The sequence below is a fragment of the Frigoribacterium sp. CFBP 8754 genome (assembly GCF_014841815.1).
GTDB lineage: Bacteria > Actinomycetota > Actinomycetes > Actinomycetales > Microbacteriaceae > Frigoribacterium > Frigoribacterium endophyticum.
In genome coordinates this window covers 43,659-61,186 of the sequence record NZ_JACYUO010000010.1, presented here as the reverse complement: position 1 = coordinate 61,186, position 17,528 = coordinate 43,659, and the positions used below count along the sequence as shown (strand labels likewise).

The following is a 17,528-nucleotide window of genomic DNA, read 5'->3' as shown; positions in this document are numbered from 1 at the left end:
GACCGAGGGCCCGCCCGCCTACGCCCGGACCCGCACCTCGATCGAGTTCAGCCACGGATCGTCGAACCCCAGCACCCGCCCGTCGTCGCGGGTCGCCACCCCGTGGTGGCCGAGGCGCTCGCCGAGGGCGCCGAGGTCGTCGCCGGTCGGCACCTCGATCCGCACGGTGCCGAGGCCGAGCGCGAGCTGTCGACGGCCGGCGCCGGCGCTGTTCCATGTGTTCATCGCCATGTGGTGGTGGTAGCCGCCGGCGCTGACGAAGAGGGCCTGCGACCCGAAGCGCGTCGTGGTCTCGAAGCCGAGCTGCTCGACGTAGAACCGGTGGGCGGACGCCACGTCTCCCACGCTGAGGTGCACGTGGCCCACGGAGGCGGGACGGGAGGCGGCGGCGACCAGCGCCTCCTCGCGGACGTTCTGCTGCAGGAAGGCGTTCGGGTCGAGCGCGAGCGTCGCCATGTCGACCTGGCCGTGGGTCCACGACCAGGCGGTGCGGTCGCGGTCCCAGTACAGCTCGATGCCGTTGCCCTCGGGGTCGGTGAAGTAGAAGGCCTTGCTGACCAGGTGGTCGGCGCTGCCGGTGAAGCTGCCCGGGTGCCGGCTCGCGACGCCGTAGACCGCCGACGCCAGGTCGACCTCGGTCTCGAAGAGGATCGCGGTGTGGAAGAGGCCGGCCTCGCGGGCGGCCGCGTGCCGCAGCTCGGGCGCGTGCTCGAGCACGACGATCGGCGTCGTGCCGCGGCCGAGGACGCTCCGGCCGGCGGTCGCGTCGTGCGAGAGCACGGCGAGCGTCACGGCGTCGCGGTAGAACGCGGTCATGCCGTCGAGGTCGGCGACGCGCAGGGACACCGCGCCCATGGTCGTGTCGGGCGCGAGCAGGTCGAGCGACCTCGCGGCGGGGGCAGCCGGGGAGTCGCGGGTCGGCTCGGGCGCCGAGGTCTCGTCGGTCATGGGTCGCTCCCTGTCTCGGGGCGCGGCACCAGGTCGATGACGCGTCACCGACCTGCAACCGCGCGGTGGGCGCGGGGATTCCCGTCGCCGCCTCCCGATGCCGCGCGACGTGGCCCGGGCGATCGAAGTGACGCTACCTGGGCGCTCGGCGGCCGGGAGGGCCCCGCAAGGGTCGCCTCGACGCCGGGCGGCTGACGCCGGGCGGCTGACGCCGGGCGGCTTACGCCGGGCTGCTGACGCCCGGGCGGCTAGCGGCCGGTGAGCCGCTCGATCAGCTCGCGGTAGCGCGCCGCCGTCCGCTCGACGATCTCGGCGGGCAGCTCGGGCGGGGTGCCCTCGCCGTCCCAGTTCGCCGACAGCCAGTCGCGCACGATCTGCTTGTCGAAGCTCGCGGTGCGGTCGCCCGACGAGTACGCCTCGGCGTCCCAGTAGCGGCTGCTGTCGCTCGTGAGCACCTCGTCGCCGAGGGTCAGCGCGCCCGTCGACCGGTCGGCCCCGAACTCGAACTTCGTGTCGGCGAGCACGACGCCGCGCGCCTCGGCGACGACCGCCGCGCGCCGGTAGATCTCGAGCGACGTGTCGCGCAGGGCGGCCGCGACCTCGAGCCCGACGAGCTCGACGGTGCGCTCGTACGAGATGTTCTCGTCGTGCTCACCCAGCGGCGCCTTGTAGGCCGGCGTGTAGATCGGCTCGGGGAGCCGGTCGCCGCTCTGCAGCCCCGCCGGCAGCGCGATGCCGCAGACGGTGCCGTGCTCGCGGTACTCGGCCCAGCCGCTGCCGACGAGGTAGCCCCGCACGACGCACTCGACCGGGTACATGTCGAGCGGTGCCACGAGCATCGCTCGGTCGCGCACCTGCTCGGGCAGCGTGACGGGCGCGGTGGTCGGGTCGACGAGGTGGTTCGGCACGCCGTCGAGCTGCGCGAACCACCAGAGGCTCAGCTGCGTGAGCAGGGCGCCCTTGCCGGGGATGCCGGGCTCGAGCACGTGGTCGTAGGCGCTGACGCGGTCGGAGGCGACGACCAGCAGGTGGCTGGTGTCGTCGAGCGTCGCGACGTCGCCGACCGAGCCGACCACCGGTGCGGGCACGTAGAGGTCGCGCACCTTGCCCGAGTAGGCGTGGCTCCAGCCGGGCAGGTCGAGCGCGCTCATCGGGCGCCGCCCGCGACCCGCGCGGCGATGTCGGTGCGGTGCTGCGAGCCCTCGAGCCGGATGCGGGAGACGGCCTCGTAGACCCGGCCCCGCGCCTCCTCGAAGTCCTTCCCCTCGGCGACGACGCTGAGCACGCGCCCGCCGGTGGCGATCAGCCGGTCGTCGAGCCGCGCGGTGGCGGCGTGCGTCACGTGCACCCCCGCGACGGCCAGGGCGTCGTCGAGCCCCGTGATCTCGCGCCCGCTGACGACGGCCTCGGGGTAGCCCTCGCTCGCCAGCACCACGGTGACGGCGGGCGTCGGCAAGAAGCGCGGAGCCTCGTGGTTGCCGAGCGACCCGGTCGCCGCCGCGAGCAGCAGGCCGCTCAGCGGGGTGACGAGACGGGGCAGCACGACCTGCGTCTCGGGGTCGCCGAAGCGCGCGTTGAACTCGATCACCCGCACGCCCTGCTCGGTGAGGATGAGCCCGGCGTAGAGCAGGCCGATGAACGGCGTGCCCTCGTGCTCGAGCTGGCGCACGGTCGGCGTCGCGACGGTGTCGAGCACCTCGTCGACGAAGTCCTTCTCGCTGCCGAAGCGGTCGGCGAGCCAGGGCAGCGGCGAGTACGCGCCCATGCCGCCCGTGTTCGGGCCCTCGTCGCCGTCGCGCAGGCGCTTCGAGTCCTGTGCGGGGCTGAGCGGCACGACGGTGTGGCCGTCGCTGAGGAAGAAGAGCGAGACCTCCGGGCCCTCGAGGTGCTCCTCGACGAGCACGGAGCCGTGCTGCAGCCAGTAGGTGACGTGCTCGACCGCGGCGTCGCGGTCGGAGGTGACGAGCACGCCCTTGCCCGCGGCGAGCCCGTCGGCCTTGACGACGTAGGGGGCGCCGAACTCGTCGAGCACCGTGACCGCCTCGTCGAGGGTGCCGACCCGGGTGGCCCGGCCGGTGGGGACGCCCGCGGCGTCCATGACGCGCTTGGCGAAGGTCTTGCTGCCCTCGAGGGCGGCGGCCGCCTTGCCCGGGCCGAAGACCGGGATGCCGCGCGACCGGAGCGGGTCGGCCACGCCCGCGACGAGCGGCGCCTCCGGGCCGACGACCACGAGCTCGACGTCGTTCTCGAGCGCGTACTCGGTGACGACCGCACCGTTCGACGGGTCGAGGTGCACCACCTCGACCTGCTCGGCGATGCCGGCGTTGCCGGGGGCGACGACGATCTCGTGCCCCGCGTCTTCACGGAGCAGGGCGGTGATGATGGCGTGCTCGCGAGCACCGGAGCCGAGGACGAGGATTCGCACGCGCCGATCCTACCCAGTGGGCCGTCCGGGCCCCTCGGCGCCCGCCCGTATAGGTTGAGCCGCATGGCCAAGGCGAGGATCGACGACGGCACCGGCGCGGCCGCCGTGCGCGAGGCCCAGACGGCGCTCGCCGAGGGCGCGCAGCCCTCCCGCGTGGTCACCGCGACCGCGGTCCGCTGGCTGCTGCAGGTGCTCGCCGACGGCGAGCCCGGCGCCACGGTGGAGGTGCGGGTGCCGCCCTGGGGAGCGGTGCAGTTCCGTGAGGGGCTCAGCCACACCCGCGGCACCCCGCCCAACGTCGTCGAGACCGACCCCGCCACCTTCATCCGCCTCGCCACCGGTGCGCTCACCTGGCAGGAGGCCGTCGACCAGGCCCTCGTCTCGGCCTCGGGCAGCCGCGCCGACCTCACCGGCTACGTGCCGGTCCGCCTGCCGCGGAGCTGACGACCGCTCGGCACCGAGACATCGGGCGTGCGCGCGACCTCGGCTCTGGGAGAATGGCCGACGTGACCACCGCACCCGACTCCCCGCAGCAGCCCGACGCCGACGCCTCGGCGGTCGACGCCCCGGCAGTCGACGCCCCCGCGGTCGGCGGCCCCGCGGTCGACGCCCCGGTGGTCGACGACCGCTCGCACGACGAGGTCAGCGTGCGGCGGGCGCCGAAGATCTCGGTCTTCCTCATCGTCGGCGCGATGGCGGGCGTCGTCGTCTCGTTGATCGTCACGTCGCTCTTCCCGTTCGACGAGGGCGAGGGCATCGCCTCGACCTACGGCTACTTCGCGCTGTGGGGCCTGACCTTCGGCGGCGCGATCGGCGCCACGGTCGCGATCGTCGCCGACCGCAGCTCGATCCGCCGCGCCAAGCGGGTGCGGGCCGAGCGCGAGAGCGTCGACGCCCCCGACGAGCCCGCCGTCGAGGGCGAGCTCGAGTAGAGCCCCCGGGTCTCGAGCAGAGCCCCCTGCGGGTCAGGAGCCGGAGGCGCGCCGCAGCCGGGCGAGCAGCTCCGGCCCGCGCTCGTCGAGCGAGCGTCCGCCGCGCACGACGCCGACCACCACGAGCACCCCGCCGAGCAGCAGGCCCACGACCAGCGCCGCGACCCCGAGCAGCAGGCTGCCCTGGGCCAGCGCGACGAGCCCCAGCGCGATCTCGGGCAGCGCGAACGCGAACGACAGCGCCCACGCCGCGTACATGCCGAGCGCCGACGTCAGGCTGGCGCCCTGCGGCGACTTGAACGGGCTCTCGCCCGCCGCGGGCACCGGCATCAGGAAGCGGGTCGACGCCACGCTCGAGACCCCGAAGCCGGTGAGCATGACGCCCAGGCCGATGCCGAGCAGCGCGGGTGCCTTCGTCAGCTCGCCGAGCACGGCGAGGGGCACGAGGGTCGCGACGACCACCACGGGCACCGCGAAGAGCGAGAGCGTGATGACGCGCCCCGCCCGGTCGGCACGGCCGGAGACCCCGGTGGAGAGGTGCGCGGCGAACGCGGTGCCGTCGTACGACACGTCGGCGCACAGGGTCACGGCGAGCAGGGCGGCGATGCCCGGGCCGAGCGCGGAGAGCAGCCAGTCGCTGCCCGTCGTCGCGGCGAGGAACACCGCGAGCACCGGCAGCAGCGGCACGATCACGAGCGAGCCGCCGTAGCGCGGGTCGCGCAGCCAGTAGACGGCCGTGCGGGCCGCGACGGCGCCGGTCGGCGTCGCCGGGAACCAGCGGAACGGCCCGAGGCCCTTCGAGCGACCCGAGGCGGCCGCGCCCGGCGACGAGACCAGCGCGGCCCGCAGCCCGACGCGCCAGAGCAGCAGCAGCACGGCCAGGGTGGCGAGGGCGATCAGGGCCTTGACCCCCGCCTCCCCGGGGCGGCCCAGGGCGAGGTCGCCCGGCACCGACCAGACGGCCCCGAGGGGCGTGAACGAGAGGACCCCGGCGATCTTCGGCAGGTCGTCGCGCAGGCTCGAGAGGCCCGTGCCCGCCAGCACGATCAGGGGACCGGCGAGGATGAGCGGCACGAAGACGAGCACGCCCATCACCTCGCGGTAGCGCCGATGGGCGCCGAGCGAGCTGGTCAGCGACTCGAGCGCTCGCGACGCGGCGATGCAGGTGAGCACCCCGACGACGCCGCAGACGACGGCGGTGAGCAGTGACAGCGGGTGCTGCCACCAGCTCAGCCCGGTCGCGACACCGGCGACGAGGGTGACGAGCCCCGGCACGCCGAGCACCCCGCACACCAGCAGGGCCACGAGGAGGCGGTCGGCCGGCAGCGGGAACGCCCGCAGCTTCGAGATCGCGAGCGTCTGGTCGACGCCGCGCAGCAGCAGCGGCACGACGACCCAGCCGAGCACGGCGACCGAGCCGCCGAGCACCCCGACCGTCCACGCCCAGGTCTCGGGCGCGAACGACAGCGCGAACAGCCCGCCGACGAGGAGGGCGAGGATGCCGAGGCCGTAGAGGAGCCCGATGATCGCGGCGATCAGCTGCCAGGTGCTGCGACGGAACCCGTTCAGCATCACCCGCCAGCGGAGGCTCAGGAGGTGCGCAACCACGAGGGCCCCTGTGCGTGCTGCCGGCCGCCGACGAGCTCGACGAAGCGGTCTTCGAGGCTGGAGCCGGCGCGCACCTCGTCGGTCGTGCCCGCCGCGAGCACGCGGCCCGACGACACGACGGCGACGTGGTCGCACATGCGCTGCACGAGGTCCATCGAGTGGCTCGAGACGATGACGGTGCCGCCGCCCTCCACGTAGCCGTGCAGGATGTCGCGGATGTTCGCCGCCGAGACCGGGTCGACCGACTCGAACGGCTCGTCGAGCACGAGGAGGCGCGGGGCGTGGACGAGCGCGCAGGCCAGCGCCACCTTCTTGGTCATGCCCGCGGAGTAGTCGACGACGAGCGTGCCGCCCGCCTCGCGGAGGTCGAGCAGGTCGAGCAGGTCGCCGACGCGGAGGGCGGTCGTCGCGCGGTCCATCCCGTTGAGGAGGCCGTGGTACGTCACGAGCTGCTCGCCGGTCAGCCGGTCGAAGAGGGCCACGCCGTCGCTCAGGACGCCGACGAGCGACTTGGCGCGGACGGGGTCGCTCCACACGTCGGTGCCGAGCACCTCGATCGTGCCGGCGTCGGGGCGCAGCAGGCCGGTCGCCATCGACAGGGTGGTCGTCTTGCCGGCGCCGTTCGGGCCGACCAGCCCGTAGAAGGAGCCGAGCGGCACCGTGAGGTCGAGGCCGTCGACGGCCACCTTGGGGCCGAACGCCTTGCGGAGGCCGGCGATGCGCAGGGCCGAGGCGGCGGTCACCGCCGGGGCGGCGCCGGGGGCCGGGGCCTTCTCGGGCACCGCGGGCGGGCGCACGGTCGCGGTGTCGTCGGGGGGCACGGGGGAGCCGAGGTCGCTCATGGGCACGAGCCTATTGACGACGGCTCGGGTCGGCCACCGTCTCGTGGGGGAGGCGCGGCCGCCCAGGCCGACCCGCGCCTCCCTCACGGTCAGCTGAGCTGGTTCGCCTCGACCCAGGCCAGGTACTCGGGGGTGACCGAGCCGGTGACGTAGTCGCCGGTGAAGCAGCTCATCTCGAGGTCGACGACGTCGCTGCCCTCGGTGATGGCGCTCCGCATGTCTTCGACCTCCTGGTAGATGAGGTGGTCGGCGCCGAGCTCGCGCGCGATCTCGGGGATCTTGCGGTCGTGGGCGATGAGCTCGTGCCGGGTCGGCATGTTGATGCCGTAGACGTGCGGGTAGCGCACCGGAGGCGCGGCGGAGGTGAAGGTGACCTCGTTCGCCCCGGCGGCGCGGGCCATCTCGACGATCTCGCGCGAGGTCGTGCCGCGCACGATGGAGTCGTCGACGATGAGGATGTTCTTGCCCTTGAACTCGCTCGACATCGCGTTGAGCTTCTGGCGCACCGAGCGCTTGCGTTCCGCCTGCCCCGGCATGATGAAGGTGCGGCCCACGTAGCGGTTCTTGTAGAAGCCCTCGCGGTACTCGATGCCCAGCTTGCGGGCGACCTGCATGGCGGCGGGCCGCGACGAGTCGGGGATGGGCATGACCACGTCGATGTCGCCGGTCGGCGCGTAGGTCGCGATCGTGTCGGCGAGGCGGTCGCCGAGGCGGAGGCGGGCGTCGTAGACCGAGATGCCGTTCATCACGGAGTCGGGCCGGGCCAGGTAGACGTACTCGAACGAGCAGGGCACCAGGCGGGGCGCCGCGTGGCACTGCTTCGACACCATCTCGCCGTCGAGCGAGACGAACACGGCCTCGCCGGGGGCGACGTCGCGGACGATCTCGTAGCCGCCCGACTCGAGCACGAGCGACTCGCTCGCGACGATCCACTCGTCGCGCTGCCCGTCGGCGGCCTTCCGGCGGCCGAGCACGAGCGGACGGATGCCGAACGGGTCGCGGAAGGCGAGCAGGCCGTGGCCGGCGATCATCGCGATCGCGGCGTACGAGCCCTGCACCCGGTCGTGCACGCGGGTGACCGCGGCGAAGATCTGCTCGGGGTCGAGGTCGGTGCCGTTGACCTGCTCCTGCAGCTCGTGGGCGAGCACGTTCACGAGCAGCTCGGTGTCGCTGTTCGTGTTGAGGTGCCGGCGGTCGACGTGGAAGAGCTCGCTCGTCAGCTCACGCGTGTTCGTGAGGTTGCCGTTGTGCACGAGGACGATGCCGTAGGGGGCGTTCACGTAGAACGGCTGCGCCTCCTGCTCGTTCGTCGCCGCGCCCTTCGTGGCGTAGCGGACGTGGCCGAGGCCCATCGTGCCGAGCAGCGCCCGCATGTCACGCGTGCGGAAGCCCTCGCGGACCTGCCCCTTGGTCTTGTGCACGTGGAAGATGCCGCGCTCGGCGGTCGCGATGCCGGTGCTGTCCTGCCCGCGGTGCTGCAGCAGGAGGAGGGAGTCGTAGACGAGTTGATTTGCTGGCTCGTGCGCGACGAGACCGACGATGCCGCACATGCGGATCTGGCTCCAGACCGTAGAGTTGGGGTTACTGCGTCAGTCTGCCACGACACCGAACGGATGAACGAATGGTGACCTCCCCTGCCCCCTCGAGCAGCGCCTCCTACGCGGCGGCGGGGGTCGACACCGCCGCGGGCGACCGTGCCGTCGAGCTGATGAAGGCGGCCGTCAGCGCCACCCACGGGCCCGGCGTCGTCGGCGGGGTCGGCGGCTTCGCGGGGATGTTCGACGTGTCGTTCCTCAAGGACTACGACCGGCCGCTGCTCGCGACCTCGACCGACGGCGTCGGCACGAAGGTCGCCATCGCGCAGGCCCTCGACAAGCACGACACCATCGGGCAGGACTTGGTGGGCATGGTCGTCGACGACATCGTCGTCGTCGGCGCCCGCCCCCTCGTGATGACCGACTACATCGCCTGCGGCCGCGTCGTGCCCGCCCGCATCGCGTCGATCGTCGAGGGCATCGCCCGCGCCTGCTCGGAGACCGGCACCGCCCTCGTCGGCGGCGAGACCGCCGAGCACCCCGGCCTGCTCGGCCCCGACGACTACGACGTCGCCGGCGCCGCGGTGGGCGTCGTCGAGGCCGGCTCGCAGCTCGGCGAGCACCTCGTCGTCGACGGCGACGTCGTGCTGGCCCTCGCGTCGTCGGGGCTGCACTCGAACGGCTTCTCGCTCGTGCGGCACATCCTCGCCTCGCGCGACCTCGGCTACACCGACAGCGTCGACGAGCTCTCGGGCACCCTCGGCGAGGCCCTGCTCGAGCCCACCCGCCTCTACACCGCGCCCCTGCTGCGCGTGCTCGACGACCCGGCGCTCGCCGGGGCCGTGCACTCGCTCAGCCACGTCACCGGCGGCGGCATCGCCGCGAACCTCGCCCGTGTGCTGCCCCGCGGGTCGTGGACGGAGGTCGACCGCACCACCTGGTCGCCCGCCCCCGTCTTCCGCGTGCTCAGCGAGCTCGCCGGATCGACGCTCGAGTCGAGCGAGGGCACCTGGAACCTCGGCATCGGCATGATCGCCGTCGTCGCGGCCGACCGCGCCGCCGCCGTCACCGCGGCCCTCGCGGCCGACGGCGTCGAGACGTGGCAGGTCGGCACCGTCGCCACGTCGACCCGCGACCTCAGCGGCTTCGAGCAGGGCGCCAAGGGCGTCGACGGCGGGGCCGTGCGCCTCGTGGGGGCGTACGCCGGCTGAGCCGGTGCGGAGCGGAGCGGGCGGCGCCGGTCGGGGCGGGGTCGCTGGTCGCCGGTCGCTGCTCGCTGCTCGCTCGCCGCGACTCCCCTTTGCTGCAAATGCCGACCGGCGAGCCTGCAATGCGGAGGAATCCGGGTACCAGAGAGGCTCTGGGGGCGGAATGGTCGGCATGTGCCCCGAGGAGGCGCGGGGCGGGTCGGCGGGGCCGGTCGGGGGAGACGGGGCGGCCGGGGCGGCGAGACGGTGGCCGATCGCCGCGGGCGGCCGAGGATGCGGGTGCGGAGGCGGGCGTCGCGTCGTAGGATCAGCGCACGCCCTCCGGGGCGCGACCCGACGACGACGTCGGGACGGACGACGAAGGAGTCGACCAGATCATGACCACGCACCCGCACGCCCTGCCCGCCCGCTCGACCCGCGCCTCCCGGGTGCCGGCCGCCTCCGCTGCTCGTCGCCCCGGCTACACGCCGGTCCGGAGCAGCCGCCGCGTCGCCGTCGTCACCGCGACGGGCCTCGTCGCCGTCGTCGCCGTGGGACTGCTGCCGGTGCTCGCGCAGTTCGTCGGCTAGGGAGCTGCTGATCGGCGGGGCGCCGCTCGCCCCGTCGGTCGAGCTCGCTGCCCAGGCGTGACTCAGCACGCAGAAGTCGTCGGCGAGGCGCCGCTCGTCGGCGTCGGGCTGCTCAGAGGACGCAGAACTCGTTGCCCTCGGGGTCGGCGAGCACGACCCACGACGCGTCGACCTGTCCGACGTCGACGCGCATCGCCCCGAGCCCGATGAGACGGTCGACCTCGGCGGCCTGCTCGTCGCGGCTGTCGGGCCGGAAGTCGAGGTGCAGCCGGTCTTTCACGGTCTTGGGCTCGTCGACGTGCACGAACAGGAGGCCGGGCAGCACGTCGGGCGCGGGCCGGATCTCGGGCTCGTCGTCGCCCGTCGAGACGACCACCCAGCCGAGGGCCTCAGCCCACCAGGCGGCGAGGGCGGCGGGGTCGCTCGAGTCGACCACCACTTGTTCCCAGGTGAGAGCCATGCCGGTCAGCCCCGTCGTCTCGGATCGCGCTCGTGAGCCGTCGGCTCAGGCGCTCTTGTCGTGCTCGTGGCCAGCGTCGTACTCGTCGTCGACGAAGTCGTCGGCCCACTTGTCGACGTACTCGTCGCCCGAGTCGCTCTTCGTGGCGAGTTCTTTCTCGAGCGCACCGTAGTTGGTGTCAGGGCTGAAGTACTTCAGCTCTCTGGCGACCTTGGTGTGCTTGGCTTTCTGACGGCCGCGCCCCATGCGTGACCCCCTCTGCTCTCGGCCCGGAAACGGTGTCGGACGAACCGGGTACAGCCGACAGATGACAGTTGCAAAACTGGACACGATCTTATCACGGGGCCCCGCCGCCCCCGTCCCCCCGAGCGGGTGCTGTGCCGGGGGCGCGGGGGCGGTCCTCAGCGGGGCGGCGCGACGTCGTGGGTGGCCGCCCAGACCGCGACGGCGGCGGCCGCGGACCACGCCTGTGGGCGGCACGACGCCGGGTACGGCACCGGCGACGGCACTTCGCCGCGGTCGTCGCCGGAGTGCAGCTCGGGCATGCGGTGGTCGAACGACGGCGCCGCCGCGAGCAGGCCCTCGGCGAGGGAGCGCGCCTCGTCGTCGAAGCCCGCGCGCGCGAGGCCCGAGACCGCGACGGCAGTGTCGTGCGTCCACACGCTGCCCCCGTGGTAGCTCAGGGGCCAGAAGCCCGCGGCGTCGCTCGACAGGGTGCGGAGCCCGAAGCCGGCCGCCAGCTCGGGCGACACGAGCCGGGCGGCGACCAGCGCCTCCTCGTGCTCGTCGAGCAGGCCCGTGCCCAGCAGGTGGCCGAGGTTGCTCGTGACGGTGTCGACCGGCCGCTTGGCCGCGTCGAGCGCGATGGCCGGGTAGGCCCCGGCCGCGTCGGAGACCCAGAAGGAGGCACGGAACCTGTCGCGCAGGCGCGCCGCCCACGCCCGCCACGCGGCGCCCCCCTCGCGGCCGAAGTGGTCGAGCAGGTCGGCGCCGTGCACCGCCGCCTCGTAGGCGTACGCCTGGACCTCGCAGAGCGCGATCGGCCCCTCGGCCAGGCGCCCGTCGCGCCACTGGACGCTGTCGCCGCTGTCCTTCCACCCCTGGTTGGCGAGGCCGTGCCCCGTCTCGTCGACGTACTCGAGCAGCCCGTCACCGTCGCTGTCGCCGCTGTCGCGCATCCAGGCGAGTGCCGCCTCCGCCGCGGGCAGCAGCGCCTCGACCTCGGCGTCGGGCAGGCCCCAGCGCCACGCGTCGTGCAGCAGGCAGACCCAGAGCGGAGTCGCGTCGACCGTGCCGTAGTAGAGCGGGGGGAGGCTCACCCCCTCGCCGGGGATGGTGAGGGTCTGCTGCCGCAGCTCGTGCATCACCTTGCCCGGCTGCTCGGCGGTATCGGGCACGGAGGCGGTGCCCTGCAGGCGCGCGAGGGCCCGGAGCGTGCCCGCCGCCACGGTGCGGTCGAGGGGCAGCGTGAAGCGGGCCGCCCAGATCGAGTCGCGGCCGAACAGGGTGAAGAACCACGGCGCCCCGGCCGCGTAGAAGACGTCGCCCGGCTCGTCGGCCGTCGTGAGGCGCAGCGCCGCGAGGTCGTCGTGCGCCCGGTCGAGCCAGCGAGCCAGCCGGTCGTCGCGCGGCGCCGGGTCGGGCGCGGCCCAGGCGAGCGGGCCCGCGACGCCGGCGACGACGGGGGAGGGGCGCGACGCGGTGAGGGCGAGGGCGACCGAGGCCGAGGCCCGGGGCGGCACCACCAGCCGCCACGTGGCCACGAGACGGGTGCCGTCGTGCTGCACCGCGCCTCCGGCACCGCCGTCGACGCCGGCCGCGTCGAGGGAGACGGCGACGCCGTCGGAGGTCCAGGAGGCGCGGGCGCCGTCGCCCGCGACCGTCACGTCGTCGGGGCGCCCGCCCGGCAGCCCGGCCTTGACCAGCTCGAGGGGGGCCGCGTCGGGCCGCAGCGCGAGCGCGACGGTCAGCGTCAGCTCGCGGTCGAGCCGCGACGTCACGGTCAGTCGGTCACGCATGCCGCCCACGTCGACCGAGCGCAGCACCGACAGGCGGACTCCGGGGTCGGCCCCACGGTCGTCGACGCCGCGCAGCAGCGACTCGACCCGCAGCGTCGACGCGTCGACGGCGACCGTCGCGACGGTCTCGGGCACGCGCCCGTCGACGGTCAGCGTCAGCTCGTCGACGAGGCGCACGTCGCCGAGGTAGAAGCCGTGCACCGCGGCCCGGCCCATCGTGCCGTCGTCGGACGACCAGGCCTGCGCCGGGGCGCGGAGCACGACGGTCTCGGCGGCGAGGAAGGGCTGGAGGCCGGGGTGCTCGGTGCTCGCCTGGTCGTCAGTCCTGGTTCGGTGCTCGGTGCCGGCCGGGTCGGCGGCTCCGTCGCGCTGGTCGGCGGGGCGGGGGTGGGCGGCGGTCTCGGTCATGTCGGTGCTCCGGGGGTCGGGGCGGGCGTGGGGAGGGGGCCGGCGGGGCTCACTCCTTCACCGCGCCGTCGCTGGCGTTCATGATGCGGCGCTGGAAGACGAAGAACACGAGCGCGACGGGCACGGTCATGATCGCCGCGGCGGCCAGCTTGATCGGGTACTGCGACCCCTGGCTGAGCTGCCCGGAGGCGAGGCTCGCGACGCCCTTGGTGAGGGTGGTCAGCTGGGGGGACTGGGTCGAGACGATGAAGTGCGAGAGCTCGTTCCACGAGCCCTGGAACGACAGGATGACGATCGTCACGAGGGCGGGCCGCGCCATCGGCAGCACGATCGACCAGAAGACCCGGAAGGTGCCGGCGCCGTCGATGCGCGCCTGCTCCTCGACGCTGCGGGGGATCGACTCGAAGAAGTTCTTCATGATGAAGACGCCCGCCGCGTCGGTCAGCAGCGGCACGATCATGCCCGAGTACGAGTCGTACATGCCGAGCTGGTTGATGACGAGGAACTTCGGGATGAGCAGCACCACGGTCGGCACGGCCATCACGCCGACGAGCAGCACGAAGATGAGGCCGCGCCCCCGGAACTGCAGCCGGGCCAGGGCGTACCCCGCGAGCGAGTTGAAGAACACGCGCCCGGCCGTCACGAACACCGTGACGACGGCCGAGTTGGCGAACCAGGTCGGGAAGTCGCTGTTGAGGAACAGCTGCCGGTACGCCGCCGTGGTCGCCGTGGCCGGGATGAGCGAGAGCGGGTCGGACGCGGCCTCGGGGTCGGTCTTGAACGACGTCGCGACGTTGATGAGGAACGGTGCGATGTAGATCACCGCGATCACGATCAGCACCGCGTAGAGCACCGAGGTGCCGGCCACCCGGGCGGAGCTGCGCCGGGGCCGGCCCGCGGGGCGGGGAGCGGCGGGAGGCGCGGCGAGGGGGGAGGGCGTGGGGGTCGCGCCCTCGCGGGGCAGCGTCGCGGTCATCGCCCGGCTCCTGTCGTGTAGAGCGCCGTGCGGCGCGTCGAGACGGCGCGCTCGCGGAGCACGATGCGCTGCAGGATCGTGAGCGCGACGATGATGACGAAGAGCACGAAGGCGATGGCGGCGCCGCGGCCCCACTCCTGGTCGCTGAAGGCCGAGGTGTACGAGAGGTACGCCGGCGTGAGGGTCGTCTTCTGCGGCCCGCCCTGCGTGCCCGTGTAGATCTGGTCGAAGACCTGCCAGGTGCCGATGAGGCCGAGGGTCAGCACGGTGAAGAGCGTGGGTCGGAGCTGCGGGAGGGTGATGCTCCAGAAGCGCTGCCAGCCGTTCGCGCCGTCCATCATCGCGGCCTCCTGCACGTCGCCGCCGAGGTTCTGCAGCGCCGCGAGGAAGAGCAGCATGAACGTGCCGCTGGTCGTGAAGACGGCCATGAGGATGAAGGCCGACATGGCGACGGAGGGGCCCGCGAGCCAGTCCCAGAGGGTCACGCCGAGCGCGGTGTGCTCGGCGAGGAAGGCCGGCGGGCGGGTCACGCCGACGAGCGCGAGCAGGTTGTGGAGCACCCCGCTCGCGTCGTTGAACCAGGCCGGGCCCGTGATGCCGAGGAACGAGAGCGCCTTGTTGACCGCCCCGCTCTGCGAGAAGAGGAAGAGCCAGAGCACGGTGATCGCGACCGAGCTGGTCACCGACGGGAAGTAGAAGGCGGTGCGGAAGAAGCCGCGCCCGCGCAGCACCTGGCGGTTCACCAGCACCGCCAGCAGCAGCGAGACCGCCGTCTGGATCGGCACCACGAGCAGCACGTACCAGGCGTTGTTGCGGAGGCTGATGCCGAAGTCGCGCTCGGCGAGGCCGCCGCCCGAGAGGAGCTCGCGGTAGTTGTCGAGCCCGACGAAGCCGACGCCGGCGGCGAAGGGCGACCCCCGGCCCGTCCAGTCGGAGACGCTGACCCAGAGGGCCATGAGCACCGGGACGGCGAGGAACAGGCCCAGGATCACCAGGATCGGGGCGACGAACAACCAGCCAGAGAGGCTCTCCCCCCGCGTCGCGGCGCTGCGGCGACGCGGGGGCTTCGTGACGACGGCGGTCATGGTCGGCGCCTAGTCGAGGATCGCGGCGAAGTTCTGCTGCGCGGACTCGAGGATCGTCCTCGGGTCGCCGTCCTCGAGCCCCGCGAGCTGCGAGTTGAAGTCGGCGATCACCGCGGCGGAGCCGTCCTGCGTCGGGACGCCCTGGGCGAACTCGACGGAGTCGAGGAAGGCGGCCTCGTCGGGGTTCGCGGACTTCCACTCCTCGGCGGCGGACTCGATCGACGGCATCACGCCGAAGGCATCGGCGAAGGCCAGCTGCTGGTCGGTGCCCGTGAGCTGCTCGACCAGCGCGACCGCCGCCTCCTGGTTGGGGCTGTCGGCGGCGATGCCCCAGCAGTTCGTGAACTGGAGGGTGCCTTGGCCGCCGGGGCCGGCGGGCAGCTCGGCCACCCGGTACGAGACGTCGGGGTAGTCGGCGCTCATCGCGCCGGCGATCCAGTTGCCCTCGATGGTCATCGCCGCGGCGCCCGTGCCGAAGGCCTCGCCGCCCCAGCCCGCGCCGAGGTCGCTCGAGTAGGCGGCGTCGCCGCTCGCGAGGAGCTCCTGCACGTAGGTGAGCGCCTCGACGTTCTCGTCGGAGTCGAGGGTCGCCTCGGTGCCCTCCGCGTTCGTCACGGTGCCGCCGGCCTGCGCCATGAAGGCGCCGACGCGGGCGTACTCGGGGCTGAACGCCAGACCGACGTGGTCGGCCGTGGTGAGCTCGGCGGCGACCTCGCGCAGGCCGTCCCAGTCGGTGGGCACGTCGGCGTCGGTGAGGCCGGCCTCGGCCCACATGTCGTCGTTGATGATCAGGCCGAGGGTCGAGAAGTCCTTCGGGGCGCAGTAGAACTGGTCGTCGACGGTGAAGCTGTCGACGAGGGCGGGGTAGAAGTCGTCGGCGTTGCTGAGGCGGTCGCCGTAGGCGAGCAGGCTGCCGTTGCCGGCGAAGCCCGCGAGGGCGTCGGTGGAGAGGTAGAAGACGTCGGCCGGCTCGCCGGAGGCGAAGCCCTGGCTCAGCTGCTGCGGCAGGTCGGAGGCGACGCTCACCTCGGCGCCCGTGCCCGAGTCGGAGGACCAGGCGGCCACCGCGTCGGTGACGGCGGTCGCCTCGGCGTCGCCGCTGGCGGCGATGAGCACGCTGAGGGCGTCGTCGCTCGAGGTCAGCTCGCCGGAGGCGCCGGCCCCGTCGGAGGTGTCGCTGAAGCCGGAGCCGCCGCAGGCGGTGAGCCCGAGCACGGAGATCGTGGTGAGTGCGGCGGCTGCTGCCAGCCGGGCGGTGCGTCGTTGCATGAGGGGCCTCTCGTCGCGTCGTTGCGAGGTGGTGCGGTCGGGGTGCTGTCTTGATCGTTCATATTTGATCGATCAAATCGGTGACGTCAGAGTAGGCAGCCGCCCTCGCGGCTGTCAAGCACGACCGCGCGGGGCGGACGACGCGCTGGGGTAGCGTGACGGCAGGCCGGTCAGCGGGGCGGGCCGGGAGCGGAGGTGGGCGTGCCCTCGGTGCCGACACCGCGACTCCCCACGGTCAGCGACGTGGCCGAGGCGGCCGGCGTCTCGCGGCAGACCGTGTCGAACGTGCTGAACGCCCCCGCCGTCGTGCGCCCCGACACCCGCGGCCGCGTCGAGAAGGCCATCGCCGACCTCGGCTACCGCCCCCACGCGTCGGCCCGTCGGCTGCGCACGCGGAAGAGCTCGACCATCGGCGTCCGCCTCGACCCGGTGCAGAACGGCATCTCGGGGGCCGTGCTCGACAGGTTCCTGCACGCGGTGACCGAGCAGGCCGACCGACGCGGCTACCGGATCCTGCTCTACACGGCCGCGAGCCCTGCCGACGAGATCGCCCAGTTCGGCCGGCTGCTCGACGGGGCGGACGTCGACGGCTTCGTGCTGACCTCGACCTCGTTCGACGACCCCCGCACCGAGTGGCTGATCGCGGCCGGCGCCGAGTTCGTCACCTTCGGCCGCCCCTGGGGGCTCGACGACGTCGACGACCCCCGGCACCGCTGGGTCGACGTCGACGGGCGCCACGGCATCGGGTCGGCGACCCGGTCGCTGCTCGACGACGGCGCGCGGCGCATCGCCTTCGTGGGCTGGCCCGCCGAGTCGGGGGCGGGCAACGACCGGAGGCGCGGCTGGCGGGAGGCGATGGCGGCGGGGTCGGGGCTCTCGCCGGAGGCCCTCGACGCGCTCGACCTGCACCTGGAGGACTCCGTGTCGGTCGCGGCCGGGGCGGTGCGCGGGCTGCTCGAGGGCGGCGGCCTCGACGCCGTCGTGTGCGCCAGCGACACCCTCGCGCTCGGGGCCTCGACGGTCGTCGGCCCCGGCGTGCGCGTCGTCGGCTACGACGACACCCCGGTGGCGGCGGCCCTCGGCTTCTCGAGCGTGCAGCAGCCACTCGAGGAGGCCGCGTCGGCCGCCCTGCAGCTGCTGCTCGACGGCGGGGCCGGTGGTGAGGCCGGCGGGGCTGCGGGCGGGGCTGCGGGCGGGGCTGCGGATCGTCACCGGCTGCTGCGGCCGCGGACGGTGTGGCGCTAG

At 73.7% G+C, this 17,528-nt stretch carries 17 protein-coding genes; 5 read left to right on the top strand and 12 right to left on the bottom strand.

What is annotated here, in order from left to right; all coding sequences use genetic code 11:
- Nucleotides 1–18: 18 nt before the first annotated feature.
- The 3 genes from IFT72_RS15460 to purD all read right to left on the bottom strand — a co-directional run bounded on the left by IFT72_RS15460 (nucleotide 19) and on the right by purD (nucleotide 3,373).
- On the bottom strand, nucleotides 19–855 hold the full coding sequence (locus IFT72_RS15460) for a VOC family protein (RefSeq protein WP_192047008.1): 837 nt from the start codon (nucleotides 853–855) through the stop codon (nucleotides 19–21).
- Between the two features lie 341 nt (nucleotides 856–1,196).
- Nucleotides 1,197–2,099 (bottom strand): phosphoribosylaminoimidazolesuccinocarboxamide synthase, encoded by a 903-nt coding sequence (locus IFT72_RS15455; protein ID WP_192047003.1) that lies wholly within the window; start codon nucleotides 2,097–2,099, stop codon nucleotides 1,197–1,199.
- Nucleotides 2,096–3,373, bottom strand: a complete 1,278-nt coding sequence (gene purD, locus IFT72_RS15450) for a phosphoribosylamine--glycine ligase (protein ID WP_192047002.1) — start codon at nucleotides 3,371–3,373, stop codon at nucleotides 2,096–2,098. Before purD ends, IFT72_RS15455 begins: the two co-directional genes overlap by 4 nt.
- Nucleotides 3,374–3,436: 63 nt before the next feature.
- Between purD and IFT72_RS15445 the strand changes: the two genes are divergently transcribed.
- Nucleotides 3,437–3,817 carry a sterol carrier family protein gene (locus IFT72_RS15445; RefSeq protein WP_056051822.1) on the top strand — a complete coding sequence of 127 codons (381 nt, stop codon included), beginning with the start codon at nucleotides 3,437–3,439 and terminating at the stop codon, nucleotides 3,815–3,817.
- 62 nt (nucleotides 3,818–3,879) lie between these two features.
- Nucleotides 3,880–4,305: a hypothetical protein gene (locus IFT72_RS15440; protein WP_192047001.1), complete on the top strand. Its 426-nt coding sequence runs from the start codon at nucleotides 3,880–3,882 to the stop codon at nucleotides 4,303–4,305.
- 33 nt (nucleotides 4,306–4,338) lie between these two features.
- On the opposite strand, the gene IFT72_RS15435 is transcribed toward IFT72_RS15440, so the two are convergent.
- From IFT72_RS15435 to purF, 3 genes are all read right to left on the bottom strand, one after another.
- Nucleotides 4,339–5,913, bottom strand: coding sequence for a transporter (locus IFT72_RS15435; RefSeq protein ID WP_197981585.1), 1,575 nt, complete (start codon nucleotides 5,911–5,913; stop codon nucleotides 4,339–4,341).
- The gene (locus tag IFT72_RS15430) at nucleotides 5,895–6,755 is read right to left on the bottom strand and encodes an ABC transporter ATP-binding protein (RefSeq protein ID WP_192047000.1); all 861 of its coding nucleotides are present in this window, start codon (nucleotides 6,753–6,755) and stop codon (nucleotides 5,895–5,897) included. The genes IFT72_RS15435 and IFT72_RS15430 overlap by 19 nt, the downstream gene beginning before the upstream one ends.
- Nucleotides 6,756–6,844: 89 nt before the next feature.
- Complete coding sequence (gene purF / locus IFT72_RS15425) at nucleotides 6,845–8,305, bottom strand: amidophosphoribosyltransferase (protein ID WP_056051828.1); 1,461 nt, start codon at nucleotides 8,303–8,305, stop codon at nucleotides 6,845–6,847.
- A 71-nt stretch (nucleotides 8,306–8,376) separates the two neighbouring features.
- Here purF and purM point away from each other — a divergent pair, with 71 nt between their 5' ends.
- Nucleotides 8,377–9,501: a phosphoribosylformylglycinamidine cyclo-ligase gene (purM, locus tag IFT72_RS15420; protein WP_185231091.1), complete on the top strand. Its 1,125-nt coding sequence runs from the start codon at nucleotides 8,377–8,379 to the stop codon at nucleotides 9,499–9,501.
- A gap of 374 nt (nucleotides 9,502–9,875) precedes the next feature.
- Nucleotides 9,876–10,067: a hypothetical protein gene (locus tag IFT72_RS15415; protein WP_056051831.1), complete on the top strand. Its 192-nt coding sequence runs from the start codon at nucleotides 9,876–9,878 to the stop codon at nucleotides 10,065–10,067.
- 112 nt (nucleotides 10,068–10,179) lie between these two features.
- Here IFT72_RS15415 and IFT72_RS15410 read toward each other — a convergent pair whose 3' ends face one another.
- From IFT72_RS15410 to IFT72_RS15385, 6 genes are all read right to left on the bottom strand, one after another.
- The gene (locus IFT72_RS15410; RefSeq protein ID WP_192046999.1) at nucleotides 10,180–10,527 is read right to left on the bottom strand and encodes a VOC family protein; all 348 of its coding nucleotides are present in this window, start codon (nucleotides 10,525–10,527) and stop codon (nucleotides 10,180–10,182) included.
- Nucleotides 10,528–10,572: 45 nt separating this feature from the next.
- Nucleotides 10,573–10,773: a DUF3073 domain-containing protein gene (locus IFT72_RS15405; RefSeq protein WP_056051837.1), complete on the bottom strand. Its 201-nt coding sequence runs from the start codon at nucleotides 10,771–10,773 to the stop codon at nucleotides 10,573–10,575.
- A 155-nt stretch (nucleotides 10,774–10,928) separates the two neighbouring features.
- Entirely contained in the window at nucleotides 10,929–12,953 is a 2,025-nt protein-coding gene (locus IFT72_RS15400) for a glycogen debranching N-terminal domain-containing protein (protein ID WP_192046998.1), read from the bottom strand.
- A 49-nt stretch (nucleotides 12,954–13,002) separates the two neighbouring features.
- Nucleotides 13,003–13,929: a carbohydrate ABC transporter permease gene (locus IFT72_RS15395; protein ID WP_185231097.1), complete on the bottom strand. Its 927-nt coding sequence runs from the start codon at nucleotides 13,927–13,929 to the stop codon at nucleotides 13,003–13,005.
- Nucleotides 13,926–15,014 carry a carbohydrate ABC transporter permease gene (locus IFT72_RS15390; protein ID WP_167261727.1) on the bottom strand — a complete coding sequence of 363 codons (1,089 nt, stop codon included), beginning with the start codon at nucleotides 15,012–15,014 and terminating at the stop codon, nucleotides 13,926–13,928. The genes IFT72_RS15395 and IFT72_RS15390 overlap by 4 nt, the downstream gene beginning before the upstream one ends.
- 9 nt (nucleotides 15,015–15,023) lie before the next feature.
- Nucleotides 15,024–16,283, bottom strand: coding sequence for an extracellular solute-binding protein (locus tag IFT72_RS15385; protein ID WP_185231099.1), 1,260 nt, complete (start codon nucleotides 16,281–16,283; stop codon nucleotides 15,024–15,026).
- 243 nt (nucleotides 16,284–16,526) lie between these two features.
- Here IFT72_RS15385 and IFT72_RS15380 point away from each other — a divergent pair, with 243 nt between their 5' ends.
- A complete protein-coding gene (locus tag IFT72_RS15380; protein ID WP_371741323.1) occupies nucleotides 16,527–17,528 on the top strand; it encodes a LacI family DNA-binding transcriptional regulator in 1,002 nt (333 codons plus the stop codon).

Coding starts and splice junctions, on each gene's coding strand:
- IFT72_RS15460 (WP_192047008.1), bottom strand. CDS start 855: ATGGGCGCGGTGTCCCTGCGCGTCGCCGACCTCGACGGCATGACCGCG.
- IFT72_RS15455 (WP_192047003.1), bottom strand. CDS start 2,099: ATGAGCGCGCTCGACCTGCCCGGCTGGAGCCACGCCTACTCGGGCAAG.
- IFT72_RS15445 (WP_056051822.1), top strand. CDS start 3,437: ATGGCCAAGGCGAGGATCGACGACGGCACCGGCGCGGCCGCCGTGCGC.
- IFT72_RS15430 (WP_192047000.1), bottom strand. CDS start 6,755: ATGAGCGACCTCGGCTCCCCCGTGCCCCCCGACGACACCGCGACCGTG.
- purF (WP_056051828.1), bottom strand. CDS start 8,305: ATGTGCGGCATCGTCGGTCTCGTCGCGCACGAGCCAGCAAATCAACTC.
- purM (WP_185231091.1), top strand. CDS start 8,377: ATGGTGACCTCCCCTGCCCCCTCGAGCAGCGCCTCCTACGCGGCGGCG.
- IFT72_RS15415 (WP_056051831.1), top strand. CDS start 9,876: ATGACCACGCACCCGCACGCCCTGCCCGCCCGCTCGACCCGCGCCTCC.
- IFT72_RS15410 (WP_192046999.1), bottom strand. CDS start 10,527: ATGGCTCTCACCTGGGAACAAGTGGTGGTCGACTCGAGCGACCCCGCC.
- IFT72_RS15405 (WP_056051837.1), bottom strand. CDS start 10,773: ATGGGGCGCGGCCGTCAGAAAGCCAAGCACACCAAGGTCGCCAGAGAG.
- IFT72_RS15400 (WP_192046998.1), bottom strand. CDS start 12,953: ATGACCGAGACCGCCGCCCACCCCCGCCCCGCCGACCAGCGCGACGGA.
- IFT72_RS15395 (WP_185231097.1), bottom strand. CDS start 13,929: ATGACCGCGACGCTGCCCCGCGAGGGCGCGACCCCCACGCCCTCCCCC.
- IFT72_RS15390 (WP_167261727.1), bottom strand. CDS start 15,014: ATGACCGCCGTCGTCACGAAGCCCCCGCGTCGCCGCAGCGCCGCGACG.
- IFT72_RS15385 (WP_185231099.1), bottom strand. CDS start 16,283: ATGCAACGACGCACCGCCCGGCTGGCAGCAGCCGCCGCACTCACCACG.